The following is a 15,048-nucleotide window of genomic DNA, read 5'->3' as shown; positions in this document are numbered from 1 at the left end:
TGTAAACCTGCGGGTCAGTTTTTCGCACGGGGCATCTGCCCGGCGTTTGGCAGCGTCAACCGGCAATCAGCCTGGCGAATAACCCGCATCAAAACAACGAATTGGAGCCCGACTGCGGATAAACGTACAACAGCGCAAAAACCCGCAAAAGGAAGTCGCTTCATGGCCTTGTTCGTTTCGATCCTGCTCAGCCTGCTCGCCGGTTTCGCCGTGCCCCTCCAGGCCGGGACCAACGCCCGCCTGGGCACCCTGCTCGGGCATCCACTGTGGGCCACCGGCGTTTCCCTGCTGGTCAGCCTGCTGGTGCTGGGGGTCCTGCTGCTGTTCATTAAAGTGCCCAAGCCCAATCTCATGGCCGCGCTGCAAGGCCCCTGGTGGATCTGGATGGGCGGCCTGGCTGGAGTGCTCTACATCACCGTGGCCCTGTTGATGGCGCCACGCCTGGGGGCGCTGAACTTCATCATGGTGGTGATCATCGGCCAGTTGCTGATCTCGCTGATCATCGACTACTTCGGGCTGGTGGGCCTGCCACGCAAGGACATCAGCCTGCAGAAGCTGATCGGCGTGCTGGTGGTGATCGGCGGTTTCGTCATTACCATCCGCGGCTGAGGCGCCATTTCAGGCCTTGGCCACGCTGGCCAGCTTGACCTGTTCACGCAACCAGCGATGGGCCGGGTCATCGCTCAAGCGCGAGTGCCAGATCTGCACGAACTTGAAGGGCGCAATGTTCAAGGGCGGGGTCAGCCGCAGCAGCCCTTCCGGCAGCGGAATCTCGTCCAGGGTGCGGCTGGCCACGGTAAGAATCAGGTCGGTGCCGCGGATCATCCCCGGCGCGATGCCCCAGTGGGGCACGCTGACAGCGATCTGCCGCTGCAGCCCCTCCTCCCCCAGGCGGTGATCGACTTCACCATTGAAACAGCCGTCCATCGACACCTGCAGATGGGGACGCTGCAGATAGGCCGTCAGGTCCAGGCCGCCGTCGCCCTCAAGGGTGGCGCCGTCCACCAGACAGGAAAAAGTTTCCTCGAACAGCACCTCCTTGACGATCTCATCCGAAGGGCTGGGAAACACCCCCAGGGCCAGGTCGATCTTGCCTTGGGTGATCTGCTCGAACATCTCGTGGCGGCTGCCCTGGGTCACCACCAGGCGCATCAAGGGCGCTTCGCCACGCAAACGCACCAGCAACCTGGGGAGCACGATCGCCGCACCGTAATCCGACATCGCCAGGTGAAAGATCCGCTGGGAGGTGGCCGGATCAAAGTCGAGGGACTTGCCGAACAGGGTTTCGATCTGACTGAGAATCTCCTTGAGGGGCGCCTGCAGGCTGCGGGCCAGGGGGCTGAGCAGCACGTCGTTGCCCTGGCGGATCAGCAACGGATCATCCAGTAGCACCCGCAGCTTGCCCAGGGAATGACTGATAGCCGGCTGGCTCAGGTGCAGGCGCTCGCCAGTGCGGGTCACGTGCTTTTCCGTCAGCAAGGCATCGAGTACCACCAACAGATTCAGATCGATATTGCGCAGGGAGACACGGGTCATCCGGTGTTTTCCAACTGGGAAGCGCTCGGCGGCGGGGAGCCGCAGAATAACCCAGTGCCCCAGGCCGAATGCAAAACGGGCGACCCGAAGGCCGCCCGTGCTGGAAGGAATTGACGTTACAGATGGCTTTCCGCGTACTCCGCCAGGATCGAGCGCGGCACCCCTTGCAGGGTGATGTGCACGCCGTTGGGGAAGTCCTTGAAGCGTTCGGTGAGGTAGGTCAGGCCCGAGCTGGTGGCCGACAGGTAAGGGGTATCGATCTGTGCCAGGTTGCCCAGGCACACCACTTTGGAACCGGCGCCGGCACGGGTGATGATGGTTTTCATCTGGTGCGGGGTAAGGTTCTGGCATTCGTCGATCAGGATCAGGCTCTGCTGGAAGCTGCGACCGCGGATGTAGTTCAGGGATTTGAACTGCAACGGCACCTTGCTGAGGATGTAGTCGACGCTGCCGTGGGTGTTCTCGTCATCCATGTGCAGGGCTTCGAGGTTATCGGTAATGGCGCCCAGCCAGGGTTCCATCTTCTCCGCCTCGGTGCCCGGCAGGAAGCCGATCTCCTGGTCCAGCCCCTGCACGCTGCGGGTGGCGATGATGCGCCGGTAGCGCTTGCTGACCATGGTCTGCTCGATGGCGGCAGCCAGGGCCAGGATGGTCTTGCCGGAGCCGGCAGCGCCGGACAGGTTGACCAGGTGGATGTCCGGGTCGAGCAGCGCATACAGCGCCAGGCCCTGGTAGATGTCTCGCGGTTTCAGGCCCCAGGCTTCCTGGTGCAGCAGGGGTTCCTGATGCAGATCGAGGATCAGCAGCACATCGGCGCGGATTTCCTTGATCCAGCCGACAAAGCCCTGTTCGTCGATGATGAATTCATTGATATGCACCGCCGGCAGGTTGTCGATCAACTGCACCTGGTGCCAGGTGCGGCCGTGATCCTGACGGGTTTCCACCTTGCTTACGCGGTCCCAGAACGAGCCGCTCATGTTGTGGAAACCATTGGGCAGCAGGGACACGTCGTCCACCAGCTGGTCGGTGCTGTAGTCCTCGGCGGCAATCCCGCAGGCCCGCGCCTTGAGGCGCATGTTGATGTCTTTGGTCACCAGCACCACGGGCAAGTCCTTGTTGCGCGCGTGCAGGTCGATCAACTGGTTGATAATGATGTTGTCGTTGAGGTTCTCCGGCAACAGGCTGTTGGGCTCGTTGCGCTTGCTCATCAGAATCGACAGCAAGCCCTTGGGCCCGCTCTTGCCGCGCTGAATCGGTACGCCCAGTTCAACATCCTCGGGGGAAGCCTCGCCCAGGGTCTTGTCGATCAGGCGGATCGCCTGGCGGCATTCGGCGGCAACGCTGTGATGCCCGCTCTTGAGCTTGTCCAGCTCTTCGAGGACGGTCATGGGGATGGCGACGTGGTGTTCTTCGAAATTCAGTAAGGCGTTGGGATCGTGAATCAATACATTGGTATCGAGTACATAAAGGATTGGCTGGTTGGAGGAAGCGCTACGTCCGTGGTCATCCATACTCGGTCACCTTATGTGGGAGCCAGTCGACGCAATACCATGGGGTATCGCGCCTCGAATGACCACCGAATTCACCCGCAGGGGTTCAGGTGAGCTGCACACACGAGGAGTCTTGGGAGACGCCACCTGTGTCGCAGGTTTCGGCGGTCTGAGTTCGTAATACTCCAAAAACCGTGACAGGAAAACGCACTTTGACGCTTTTTTGATGTTTATTTTTCAGGGTGACGAAAAGCCCTTGGCGCACCGCCCGCTCACCGTTAAAGTCGGAAGTCCGCCTGCCTCGAAATCCCGCCGAAATCCGCCCCCTTTTCCGCTCACGCCCCGTGTTTACGGGCACTTGGCCGTTTCAGCGGAACGCGTCCTGACAATCCTCCCAACCGATGCCACTTTGCGCGGTCTGCGCCAGCAGCCAGGGCAAGCTGCTCTTGACCCCGTCCTGTTTGGCATTGAAAGCGATCACCCCACGCCGCCATAGCAACATCAAGGTCAGCACCCGCTGGCCACTGTACTCGGCCTTGAGCTTGCCGGCACCGTCCTGGGCGTCGATGTCCCACAATGCCACCTGCATGCCCTGGGCATTGAAGAAGCCCTCGGCATCGGCACGACGCTGGCCAAAGGGCGGGCGGAACAAGGGCACATAGTTTTCCGGCAGTTTGCTCTTCACCAGATCGGCGCTGCGCTGGATCGAATACTGCCAGTCCTGCCAGTGGCTGTGGGAGCGGAACTCCCAGCCTTGCACGCCAACGCACTGCCTGGAGTACAGCGATTGCAGGCTGGCCACCGAGGCCTTGTCGAGGCGATTCTGGATGTCGTTGCCCAGGACAAAGAACGTCCCGCTGAGATTGGCCTTGCGCAGGTAGTTGGTGAGCCAGGGCGTGTTGTCCGGCGCCAGGTTGGCGGCGCTGTCGAAGGTCAGCAGAAACAGCCGGTCGTTGAGTTCGTCGCCATTGCGCTCGTAGTCGCCGTAGCGCAGCACCTCGCTGCTGGTCTGGGGAGCCAGCGCCGCCTTGCGCAGCAATTCGTCCAGGTACTGCTCATGGAAGGTCCGGCTCGGCTCGCCCCAACGGGCGTAGTAGGAATCCTCCGCCAAGTGGAACTTGCCGGCCTGCTTGCGCAGTTGCTGCATGTTTTCCACCAGGTAGCAGAACGAAGCGTCCTGGTCGCAGCTCTGCTGGGCGAAGTTGTAGTTGTCCAGCAGGCGTTTCCAGAGATGCTCGCGTAGTTCGTTGATCGCCTCCATGTTGATCATGCGCAAGCCCAGGCGCTGCTTCAGGGACGCCTCGTCCCAGGCCTCGCTGACCAGCAAGGCGCGGGCAAAGGTCAGGATCTCGGCCCGCGAGGCGACGTCGAACAGGGTCGGATTGTCGAGCTTTTCCGGCCAGGTGCTGCGATCCAGGGTCGCCACATCATTGGGCGCCGCCAGCACACTGAGACTCAGAAGCCAGGCCGAGAAGAAAAACGCGATACGCAAAAGAGACGCCTCCAGAACAAAACCCGCGCGGCACTATAGCCGATATGCCGCGCGGCGAAGGCATTCACCCGGCATCCGCCACGCGTCAGCTATCGCCTTGATAGGTGGAGTCCGAACGCCCGAGCCAATAGAATCCCCCGACGCTAAAAGGAGACGACTCATGCTGATGGTGATTTCACCCGCCAAGACCCTCGATTACGAGACGCCGCCGGTCACCCCGCGCTTTACCCAGCCGCAATACCTCGACCATTCCCAGGAACTGATCCAGCAACTGCGGGAACTGAGCCCGGCGCAGATCAGCGAACTGATGCACGTGTCCGACAAGATCGGCGGCCTGAATGCCGCGCGCTTCGGCAGCTGGACCCCAGCCTTCACTCCGGACAACGCCAAGCAGGCGCTGCTGGCCTTCAAGGGCGACGTCTACACCGGGCTCAACGCCGAATCCTTGAGCGAAGCGGACTTCGACTACGCCCAGCAGCACCTGCGCATGCTCTCCGGCCTGTACGGCCTGCTGCGCCCCCTGGACCTGATGCAGCCCTATCGCCTGGAAATGGGCACCAAGCTGGCCAACGCCCGTGGCAAGGACCTGTACGCCTTCTGGGGCACGCGCATCAGTGAATGGCTGAACGAGGCCCTGGCCGATCAGGGCGACGACCTGCTGCTGAACCTGGCCTCCAACGAGTACTTCTCGGCGGTCAAGCGCACGGCCCTGAACGCGCGGATCATCAACACCGAGTTCAAGGACCTGAAGAACGGCCAGTACAAGATCATCAGCTTCTATGCCAAGAAGGCCCGGGGCCTGATGAGCCGCTTCGTCATCCAGGAACGCATCAACGATCCCGCACAACTCAAGCAATTCGACGTCCAGGGCTATCGCTTCAGCGCGGAGCAATCCAAAGCCGACAACCTGGTATTCCTGCGCGACCACGCACCGGAGTAAAACGTTCCCCTGCCGCGCTCGTTGCCACCCGGCGAGCGCGCCAGAATGTGATCACTCGCACATTCCCCGCCTCCTTTTAGCCATTTTTTTGGCGCCATAAAATCTTCATCTATTTCTATAACTTTTCTTTCACTCGACAACAGTGATTTTTTTCAGTAGTGGCACCATTTTTTTATTAGGTAGTGGCACAAAAGTATCCCCGCGCTTCAACTCCCCACAACTAAAGGCCCAAACCTTAAGTGCTATCAGTTTGAAAGCAGTGCCATCTTTCTCAATATTTCAAGAAATTTCGCAAAACAGGATGAGCGGGCCGGAACTATGCCTGCGGACACCGCTCATACCACCGGTAACGATTCTCAACGAGCTTGTAGGAGATGACTTACACGGACTCAAGTGAGACTAATCAAGTTACGTCCACCTTTGACCAATGAGTCACAAACTTGAACTAAAGGGTAAACAACAGGAGATAAGGCACCACAACTATCCCCTAACGAGCCAAGGAAAAGCTGGCCTTCAAGGACCGCGAAAATCAACTGAAAAGCCCGTATTACGTGGCATTCAGCCATTCGAAGGATACCGGATGGTTTTTCTCGCGAACCCTGCAGCAGGAGCCGCCGGCAACATTCAAGGGCAAATCAGAACAACAAGGATCGGTTGCGCACAACTTGAGTGCATATATTTAGACACTCGGAACTTAGTCTGCCTGCACGCGGCCATACAACGTACTTCGTTGTACTTCCGAGTGCGCAATAACAGCTGGCAAACATTAACTCCGGCCATCTAATGGCGTGAATAACACAGAGGTAAATGCGATGCGCATCAGCATATTTGGTTTGGGTTACGTCGGTGCAGTCTGTGCCGGTTGCCTGTCCGCACGGGGCCATGAAGTGGTTGGCGTAGATATCTCCAAAGACAAGATCGACCTGATCAACGCCGGTAAATCGCCGATCGTTGAACCGGGTCTGGGTGAACTTCTGGCGCAAGGGATTCAGACCGCTCGTCTGCGCGGCACCACCAACTTCGCCGAAGCCATCCGCGATACCGACCTGTCGATGATCTGCGTCGGCACCCCGAGCAAGAAGAACGGCGACCTGGAACTGGACTACATCGAATCGGTATGCCGCGAGATCGGTTTCGTCCTGCGCGACAAGGCCACCCGCCACACCATCGTGGTGCGCAGCACGGTGCTGCCGGGCACGGTGAAAAACGTGGTGATCCCGATTCTCGAAGACTGCTCGGGCAAGAAGGCCGGGGTGGATTTCGGCGTGGCGGTGAACCCGGAGTTCCTGCGTGAAAGCACCGCGATCAAGGACTACGACTTCCCGCCCATGACCGTGATCGGCCAGTTCGACCAAGCCTCCGGTGACGTGCTGCAAGCGCTGTACGAAGAGCTCGACGCGCCGATCATCCGCAAGGACATCGAAGTCGCCGAGATGATCAAGTACACCTGCAACGTCTGGCACGCGACCAAGGTCACCTTCGCCAACGAGATCGGCAACATCGCCAAGGCGGTGGGCGTCGACGGTCGTGAAGTGATGGACGTGGTCTGCCAGGACAAGACCCTCAACCTGTCCCAGTACTACATGCGCCCCGGCTTCGCCTTCGGCGGTTCGTGCCTGCCCAAGGACGTGCGCGCCCTGACCTACCGCGCCAGCTCCCTGGACATCGAAGCGCCGCTGCTCAACTCGCTGATGCGCAGCAACGAATCCCAGGTACAGAACGCCTTCGACATCGTGTCCAGCCACGACAAGCGCAAGGTCGCCCTGCTGGGCCTGAGCTTCAAGGCCGGCACCGACGACCTGCGCGAGAGCCCGCTGGTGGAACTGGCGGAAATGCTCATCGGCAAGGGTTTCGACCTGAGCATCTACGACAGCAACGTCGAGTACGCCCGAGTCCACGGCGCCAACAAGGACTACATCGAGTCGAAGATCCCCCACGTCTCGTCCCTGCTCAACTCGGACTTCGACGCGGTGATCGGCAAGTCCGACCTGATCATCCTCGGCAACCGCGACGAGAAGTTCCGCGCCCTGGCCGAGGACGTGCCCCACGGCAAGCAGGTCATCGACCTGGTGGGCTTCATGTCCAAAGCCTCCAGCGTCCAGGGCCGAACCGAAGGGATCTGCTGGTAAAGGCATGCGCCTGTAGCCGCTGCCGCAGGCTGCGATCGTCCCCGAAGGGGCGTGCTCCCGAGGGCATCTCGAGGCCCTGCGGACCTATCGCAGCCTACGGCAGCGGCTACAGGGTACCGCTTAGAATTTTAGGACGCAGATTATGCACAGGCTAAAGCACGGCCTGCTTCAGGCCGCCGGTTGGCTGTTTTACTTGAGTTTGCTGATGGGCATGGCCTTGCTGCTGCCCGCATCGACCTTCGACTCGCAGTCCAAGGACTTCATTTTCCTGATTGGCGCCGTGGGCATCTGGCGCTACTCCATGGGTGCCACGCACTTCGTGCGCGGCATGCTGTTTCTCTACGTGGTCTACCCGCACCTGCGGCGCAAGGTGCGCAAGCTGGGCAGCGCGGCCGACCCGTCCCACGTGTTCCTGATGGTCACCAGCTTTCGCATCGATGCGCTGACCACCGCCCAGGTCTACGGCTCGGTGATCCGCGAAGCCATCGACTGCGGCTTCCCCACCACCGTGGTCTGCTCGATCGTGGAAATGTCCGACGAGCTGCTGGTGAAAAGCCTGTGGGCACGGATGAACCCGCCGGAGCGGGTCAAGCTGGACTTCGTGCGCATCCCCGGCACCGGCAAGCGCGACGGCCTGGCCTTCGGCTTTCGCGCCATCTCCCGCCACCTGCCGGACAACCGCGCCGTGGTGGCGGTGATCGACGGCGACACCGTGCTCGGCGAAGGCGTGGTGCGCAAGACCGTGCCCTGGTTCCAGTTGTTCGGCAACGTCGGTGGCCTGACCACCAACGAATTCTGCGAAGTGCGCGGCGGCTACATCATGAGCGAATGGCACAAGCTGCGCTTCGCCCAGCGCCACATCAACATGTGCTCCATGGCCCTGTCCAAGCGCGTGCTGACCATGACCGGGCGCATGTCGGTGTTCCGCGCCACCGTGGTCACCGACCCGGACTTCATCGCCGACGTGGAAAGCGACTCCCTGCAGCACTGGCGCCTGGGTCGCTTCAAGTTCCTCACCGGCGACGACAAGTCCAGTTGGTTCAGCCTGATGCGCCTGGGCTACGACACCTTCTACGTGCCTGACGCGGCGATCAACACCGTGGAACACCCGCCGGAAAAGAGCTTCATCAAGGCCAGCCGCAAGCTGATGTTCCGCTGGTACGGCAACAACCTGCGGCAGAACGCCCGGGCCTTGGGTCTGGGAGTCAAGCGCTTGGGACTGTTCACCAGCGTGGTGCTGTTCGACCAGCGCGTGTCGATGTGGACCTCGCTGCTGGGCCTGACCGTGGCGATCATCGCCAGCGTCAAGTACGGCACCGCCTTCATCCTCGCCTACCTGCTGTGGATCGGTATCACCCGCCTGATCCTGACCCTGTTGCTGTCCTGCTCGGGGCACCGCATCGGCCCGGCCTACCCCTTGATCCTCTATTACAACCAGATCGTCGGCGCCCTGGTGAAGATCTACGTGTTCTTCCGCCTCGACCAGCAATCCTGGACCCGCCAGGACACCAAGCTGACCCGCGACCTGGCCAGTTTTCAACGTTGGTTCAACACCTGGTCGTCTCGGACCATGACCTTCTCGGCCGGCAGCGTGTTCGTCGCTGTCCTGCTGCTGATGGTCTGAACCGCCTTGCCTGAATTAACTAGGAAATCGACCCTATGAACACCGCCGTGAACGTCAATGTAGTGCATGAATCCGAAGCCCAACGCCAGCACGCCCGGGTCAAGATCCCGGCCAAGCTGCGCTTCTTCGGCAACGAAGCCAAGCCCCTGGAAGTGCGGGTCCACGACCTCTCCGCCGGCGGCCTGAGCTTCAACGCCGGGCAGCAGATGCTGACCGTGGGTGCCGTGCACAAGGGCCGCCTGCAATTTGTCATCGACAACCTCGGCCTGGCCATGGATGTGGAGCTGCAAATCCGCTCCTTCGATCGCCAGAACGGGCGCGTCGGTTGCCAGTTCCAGAACCTCGAGCCCCAGGACATTTCCACCCTGCGCCACCTGATCACCTCGCACCTGGCCGGCGACATCGTCAGCATGGGCGACGTGCTCGCCACCCTCCAGCGCGACAACTTCACCAAGGCGCGCAAGGTCAAGGACAGCGGCAGCGGCATGACCGCCATGGGCCGCCTGCGGGCCGTGACCTTCAGCGCCGGGATCTTCGTGGTGGGCCTGGCGGCGTTCGGCTTCATCCTCAAGTCGGTGTACGGCATGTACTTCGTCAGCCACGCCCAGGCCGGCCTGGTCAGCGTCCCGGGGATGAACGTCACCATGCCGCGCGACGGCACTGTGCAAAGCCTGGTGCAGAGCGACGGCATCGCCGCCAAGGGCGCGCCACTGGCCACCTTCAGCACCAGCATGCTCGACGTGCTCAAAGGCCACCTGGCTGAAGACCAACTGCAACCGGCCAAGGTCGAGGAACTGTTCGGCAAGCAAATGACCGGCACCCTGACCTCCCCTTGCGACTGCACCGTGGCCCAGCAAATGGTCGCCGACGGCCAGTACGCCAGCAAAGGCGACGTGATCTTCCAACTGGTGCCCCGCAACAGCCAGGCCAACGTCGAGGCGCGCTTCTCCTACCGCCAGTTCGGCGACGTGCGCCCGGGTACCCGGGTCAACTTCCAGATCGCCGGCGAGGATGAAGTACGCACCGGCACCATCGTCAGCAGCACCAGCCTCAACAGCAGCGACCTGTCCTCCGACATCCGCGTGCAGATCAAGCCCGACGCGCCGCTGAGCAGCGCCTTCGCCGGGCGCCCGGTGGAAGTCAGCAGCGACCGCGGCCCCTCGATGAACTGGCTGATCGACAAAGCCATGGCTGCGGGTCTGTAACCATGACAGTGCCTACCCAGCTCTCGGTGTTGCCCTTGGTCGCCGCCCTGGCCCTGGCCGGTTGCGCCGGCCTGCCGGACCAGCGCCTGGCCAACGAAGCCCTGAAGCGCGGCGACACCGCGCTGGCCGAACAGAACTACCGACAACTGGCGGACCTGGGCTACAGCGAGGCCCAGGTAGGCCTGGCCGACATCCAGGTGGACAGCCGCGACCCGGCGCAGATCAAGCAGGCCGAGGCCACCTATCGCGCCGCAGCCGATGTGTCGCCCCGGGCCCAGGCGCGCCTCGGCCGCCTGTTGGTGGCCAAGCCCGGTTCCACCGAGGCCGAGCAGCACGAAGCCGAAGGCCTGTTGAAAAAAGCCTTTGCCAACGGTGAAGGCAACACCCTGATTCCCCTGGCCATGCTGTACCTGCAATACCCCCACAGCTTCCCCAACGTCGACGCCCAGCAGCAGATCAGCCAATGGCGCAGCGCCGGTTACCCGGAAGCCGGCCTGGCCCAGGTGCTGCTGTACCGCACCCAAGGCAGCTACGACCAGCACCTGGCCGAGGTGGAAAGCATCTGCAAGGCCGCGCTCAACAGCACCGACATCTGCTACGTGGAACTGGCGACCGTTTATCAAAAACGCGGCCAGCCGGAGCAACAGGCCGAGCTGCTCAAGCAGCTGCAGGCCGGCTACAGCCGTGGCACGGTCAGCGCCCAGCGAGTCGACAGCGTGGCCCGCGTGCTGGGCGATGCAAGCCTGGGCAAGCCGGATGAAAAAACCGCCCAGGCCCTGCTGGAGCAGGTCGCTCCGGGTTACCCGGCGTCCTGGGTCAGCCTGGCCCAACTGCTCTACGACTTCCCCGAGCTGGGGGACGTCGACAAGATGATGCAGTACCTGGACAACGGCCGCGCCGCCGACCAGCCCCGCGCCGAACTGCTGCTGGGCAAGCTCTACTACGAAGGCAAATGGGTGCCGGCCGACGCCAAGGTCGCCGAAGCACACTTCCAGAAAGCCGTGGGCCGCGAAGTCGCCGCCGACTACTACCTCGGCCAGATCTACCGCCGTGGCTACCTGGGCCAGGTCTACCCACAAAAGGCCCTGGACCACCTGCTGACCGCCGCGCGCAACGGCCAGAACAGCGCCGACTTCGCCATTGCCCAGTTGTTCTCCCAGGGCAAGGGCACCAAGCCCAACCCAGTCAACGCCTACGTCTTCAGCCAACTGGCCAAGGTCCAGGACACGCCCCAGGCCAACGAACTGGCGCAACAACTGGAAAGCCAATTGCCGCCTGCACAGCGCGCCGAAGCCCAACGCCTGCTGCAACAAGAGCAGGCCGTACGTGGGGCCTTGAGCCAGAACGCGCTGCAACTGCACGCCCTGCAAGAAGAAGACGGCGAGGAAACCCTATGACGCTCCCCCCACTCAATACACCTCCTGTAGCCGCTGCCGCAGGCTGCGATCGAGCGCAAAGCGCTCGCCACACCCGCCCCCGCGAATCGCGGCCGCTGCGCGACCGGGCGCAGCCTGCGACAGCGCCTAAAGGCAAGCGCTTCAGCCTGTCGAAACTGGGCATAGCCCTGGGTTTTGCCATGCTCTGGTCCAACCCGACCCTGGCGGCAATGACCGATACCCAGAACTTCGGCCTGGAAGTGAAAATCACCGGCCAGTCCGAAGACGACCGCGACCTGGGCACCCTCAGCGGCGGCGACGTCAACGGCCTGGGCCTGGACCTGCGGCCGTGGGTCTACGGTGAACGCGGTGCCTGGAGCGCCTACGCCATGGGCCAGGCGGTAACCTCCACCGACATCATCGAAACCGATACCCTGCAGCAGTCGGACGCCGACGGTACCCAGCAGTCGAGCAACGACGACCGCAAGACCCAGAAAAACTACCTGGCCCTGCGCGAGTTCTGGATCGGCTACAGCGGCTTCACGCCCTACCCCGGCGAGCAGTTGAAACTGGGCCGCCAACGCCTGCGCAACGACGACGGCCAGTGGCGCGACACCAACATCGAAGCCCTGAACTGGACCTTCGACACCACCTTGCTGCGGGCCAACGTTGGCGCCGCCGAGCGCTTCAGCGAGTACCGCACCGACCTCAAGGAACTGGCGCCCAAGGACAAGGACCGCCTGCACGTCTACGGCGACGCGGCCTACCAGTGGACCCCAGGCAACTGGGTGGGGATTCGCGGTCATCACACTCACGATGACGGCAAGCTCGACTATCCGGTGCCCGGCGAAGCCGCCGATGCCCTGGACAAGAAAGAGAACGGCGACCTCACCTGGCTCGGCCTCACCGCCGACAGCGACGCCTATAGCTTGAAAAACAGAAACACCGTCAACTACTGGGCCAGCCTGACCGGCATGCGCGGCGAGCGCGACACGGTCAACGCACTGGACGCCAATGGCAACCGCCCGGCCCAGGCCAAGCGCAGCGACAACCTCGACGGCTGGGCCACCGACCTGGGCGTACGCCTGCGCCTGGACCCCAACTGGCAAGTCGGCGCCGCCTATGCCCGCGCCAGCGGCGACTACGAGCAGAACGGCCTGGAAAGCAACCGCTCCAACTACACCGGCACCCGCTCCCGCGTGCACCGTTTCGGCGAAGCCTATCGCGGCGAAATGAACAACATGCAGACCGCCACCCTGTTCGGCTCCTGGATGCTCAACGATGAATACGACGCCAGCCTGATCTACCACAAGTTCTGGCGCGTGGACGGCAACAAGCCGGTGGGCAGCAACGGCATCAACGCCGTGGACAACGACTATGACGGCAACGGCAACCTGCTCTCCAGCACCGCGCTGCCCCTGCAGGACGGCAAGAAAGACTTGGGGCAGGAAATGGACCTGGTGGTCACCAAGTACTTCAAGCAAGGCCTGTTGCCGGCGGCCCTGAGCCAGTCCATCGATGAGCCGTCGGCCCTGGTGCGTTTTCGTGGCGGCGTGTTCAAGCCCGGCGATGCCTATGGCAAAGACGTCGACTCGTACATGCACCGCGCCTTTATCGACGTGATCTGGCGCTTCTGATGCGAACCGCGAAGGGAGTGCCCGAAATGAACTGCTACCCCATGAACAGCCCCGCTGCGAAAGGCGCCATCAGCCTGTTGGCTGGCGCTCTGTTGCTGGCCAGCAGCTCGGCTTTCGCCACTGTCGAGCCGGCCAAGGCGCCGATCGTCGCCAAGGAACTGCAACAGGCCAAGACCTACACCGTCAGCAGCGCGCCCACTGAGCCGTTGAACCTGGCCACGCCGACCCTGCCCGACCTCTCCGGCTACACCGCCGAGGCCGTTGCGGCGAAGATCGTGCGCAGCCAGCCGGGCAAGATCAGCGTGCGCCGGATGATGCAGGAAGACGCCCTGAAAGACTTTATCGGCGGTGACAACAAGATGGCCGAATGGGTGGTGCGCCAGCACGGCATTCCCCAGGCGATCTTTATCGACGACGGTTACATCAACCTCAAGGACCTGGCCAAGAAACTGCCCAAGCAGTACATCAGCGAAACCGCGCCGGGTGTATTCCTCGCGCGCCTGCCGATCGTGGTCGGGCGCAAGGGCATCCTGGAAATCGACAAACAGACCCAGGAGCTGCGCCTGTCCCAGGAAGGCGGTTCGTTCCTGGTCAACGATGGCCAGTTGTTTGTGCGCGACACCAAGGTCACCGGCTGGCGCGAGAAAGACAACGGCCCGGCGACCTTCCGCTCGCCCAAGGAATTCCGCCCGTTCCTGCTGGCCTGGGGCGGCACCGAGACTTACATCGTCAACAGCCAGATGGCCAGCTTCGGCTACGCCAACTCCAAGTCCTACGGCGTGAGTATTTCCCAGTACACGCCGAACATGGCCAAGGTGCTCAAGCGCGATGAACCCACCGGCTGGATCATCGGCTCGGATTTCTCGGACATGTGGTACGGCTTCTACTGCTACGAAACCCGCGACTTCGTGGTCAAGGGCAACACCTACAAGGACAACATCGTCTACGGCATCGACCCCCACGACCGCTCCCACGGCCTGATCATCGCCGACAACACCGTCCACGGGACCAAGAAGAAGCACGGCATCATCATTTCCCGGGAAGTGAACGACAGCTTCATCTTCAACAACCGTAGCTACGACAACAAACTCTCGGGCCTGGTGATCGACCGAAACAGCGTCAACAACCTGATTGCCTACAACGAGATCTACCGCAACCACACCGACGGCATCACCCTCTACGAGAGCGCCGACAACCTGCTGTGGGGCAACAAGGTGATCAGCAACAAACGCCACGGCATCCGCATTCGCAACAGCGTGAACATCCGCCTGTACGAAAACATCGCCATGGCCAACGGCCTGACCGGCGTCTACGGCCACATCAAGGACCTTTCCGACACCGACCGCGACATCAAGCTCGACCCGTTCGACGCTCAGGTTTCGCTGATCGTGGTCGGCGGCGAGCTGGCGGCCAATGGCAGCGGCCCGCTGTCCATCGACTCGCCGTTGAGCGTGGAGCTGTATCGCGTGTCCATGCTCGCGCCCACCAAAAGCAGCGGCATCAGCTTTTCGGGGATCCTTGGCGAACGCCAGGATGAAATCCTCGACCTGATGGTGCGCCAGCAAAAAGCCGTGCTGATCGACCCTGTCGAACGCCAGACCGAAATGCGCGATTGAGGA

Annotated in this window: 11 protein-coding genes; 8 read left to right on the top strand and 3 right to left on the bottom strand. The window is 62.1% G+C overall.

What is annotated here, in order from left to right; translation table 11 throughout:
• Positions 1-162 precede the first annotated feature (162 nt).
• On the top strand, positions 163-609 hold the full coding sequence (locus tag PQT43_RS01565; RefSeq protein ID WP_102878460.1) for a DMT family transporter: 447 nt from the start codon (positions 163-165) through the stop codon (positions 607-609).
• Between the two features lie 9 nt (positions 610-618).
• Here PQT43_RS01565 and PQT43_RS01560 read toward each other — a convergent pair whose 3' ends face one another.
• The 3 genes from PQT43_RS01560 to PQT43_RS01550 form a co-directional block, all read right to left on the bottom strand.
• Complete coding sequence (locus tag PQT43_RS01560; RefSeq protein ID WP_253083708.1) at positions 619-1,536, bottom strand: LysR family transcriptional regulator; 918 nt, start codon at positions 1,534-1,536, stop codon at positions 619-621.
• Between the two features lie 116 nt (positions 1,537-1,652).
• On the bottom strand, positions 1,653-3,047 hold the full coding sequence (locus PQT43_RS01555; protein WP_016968495.1) for a PhoH family protein: 1,395 nt from the start codon (positions 3,045-3,047) through the stop codon (positions 1,653-1,655).
• A gap of 346 nt (positions 3,048-3,393) precedes the next feature.
• A complete protein-coding gene (locus PQT43_RS01550; RefSeq protein ID WP_253083707.1) occupies positions 3,394-4,518 on the bottom strand; it encodes a polysaccharide deacetylase family protein in 1,125 nt (374 codons plus the stop codon).
• A 160-nt stretch (positions 4,519-4,678) separates the two neighbouring features.
• Here PQT43_RS01550 and yaaA point away from each other — a divergent pair, with 160 nt between their 5' ends.
• The 7 genes from yaaA to algG all read left to right on the top strand — a co-directional run bounded on the left by yaaA (position 4,679) and on the right by algG (position 15,045).
• Positions 4,679-5,458 (top strand): peroxide stress protein YaaA, encoded by a 780-nt coding sequence (gene yaaA, locus PQT43_RS01545; RefSeq protein WP_102861246.1) that lies wholly within the window; start codon positions 4,679-4,681, stop codon positions 5,456-5,458.
• 812 nt (positions 5,459-6,270) lie between these two features.
• Entirely contained in the window at positions 6,271-7,587 is a 1,317-nt protein-coding gene (locus tag PQT43_RS01540) for a nucleotide sugar dehydrogenase (RefSeq protein WP_102878456.1), read from the top strand.
• A 142-nt stretch (positions 7,588-7,729) separates the two neighbouring features.
• On the top strand, positions 7,730-9,211 hold the full coding sequence (gene alg8, locus PQT43_RS01535; RefSeq protein WP_102878455.1) for a mannuronan synthase: 1,482 nt from the start codon (positions 7,730-7,732) through the stop codon (positions 9,209-9,211).
• Positions 9,212-9,246: 35 nt separating this feature from the next.
• The gene (locus PQT43_RS01530; protein ID WP_102878454.1) at positions 9,247-10,416 is read left to right on the top strand and encodes an alginate biosynthesis protein Alg44; all 1,170 of its coding nucleotides are present in this window, start codon (positions 9,247-9,249) and stop codon (positions 10,414-10,416) included.
• Between the two features lie 2 nt (positions 10,417-10,418).
• Positions 10,419-11,813, top strand: a complete 1,395-nt coding sequence (gene algK, locus PQT43_RS01525; RefSeq protein ID WP_272753424.1) for an alginate biosynthesis TPR repeat lipoprotein AlgK — start codon at positions 10,419-10,421, stop codon at positions 11,811-11,813.
• 179 nt (positions 11,814-11,992) lie between these two features.
• Positions 11,993-13,429 carry an alginate export family protein gene (locus PQT43_RS01520; protein ID WP_272753581.1) on the top strand — a complete coding sequence of 479 codons (1,437 nt, stop codon included), beginning with the start codon at positions 11,993-11,995 and terminating at the stop codon, positions 13,427-13,429.
• A gap of 41 nt (positions 13,430-13,470) precedes the next feature.
• The gene (gene algG, locus PQT43_RS01515; protein WP_372342436.1) at positions 13,471-15,045 is read left to right on the top strand and encodes a mannuronan 5-epimerase AlgG; all 1,575 of its coding nucleotides are present in this window, start codon (positions 13,471-13,473) and stop codon (positions 15,043-15,045) included.
• Positions 15,046-15,048: the final 3 nt, after the last annotated feature.

This window comes from Pseudomonas sp. BLCC-B112 (genome assembly GCF_028550695.1).
Classification (GTDB): domain Bacteria; phylum Pseudomonadota; class Gammaproteobacteria; order Pseudomonadales; family Pseudomonadaceae; genus Aquipseudomonas; species Aquipseudomonas danubii.
This window is presented reverse-complemented; position numbering and strand designations above follow the sequence as displayed.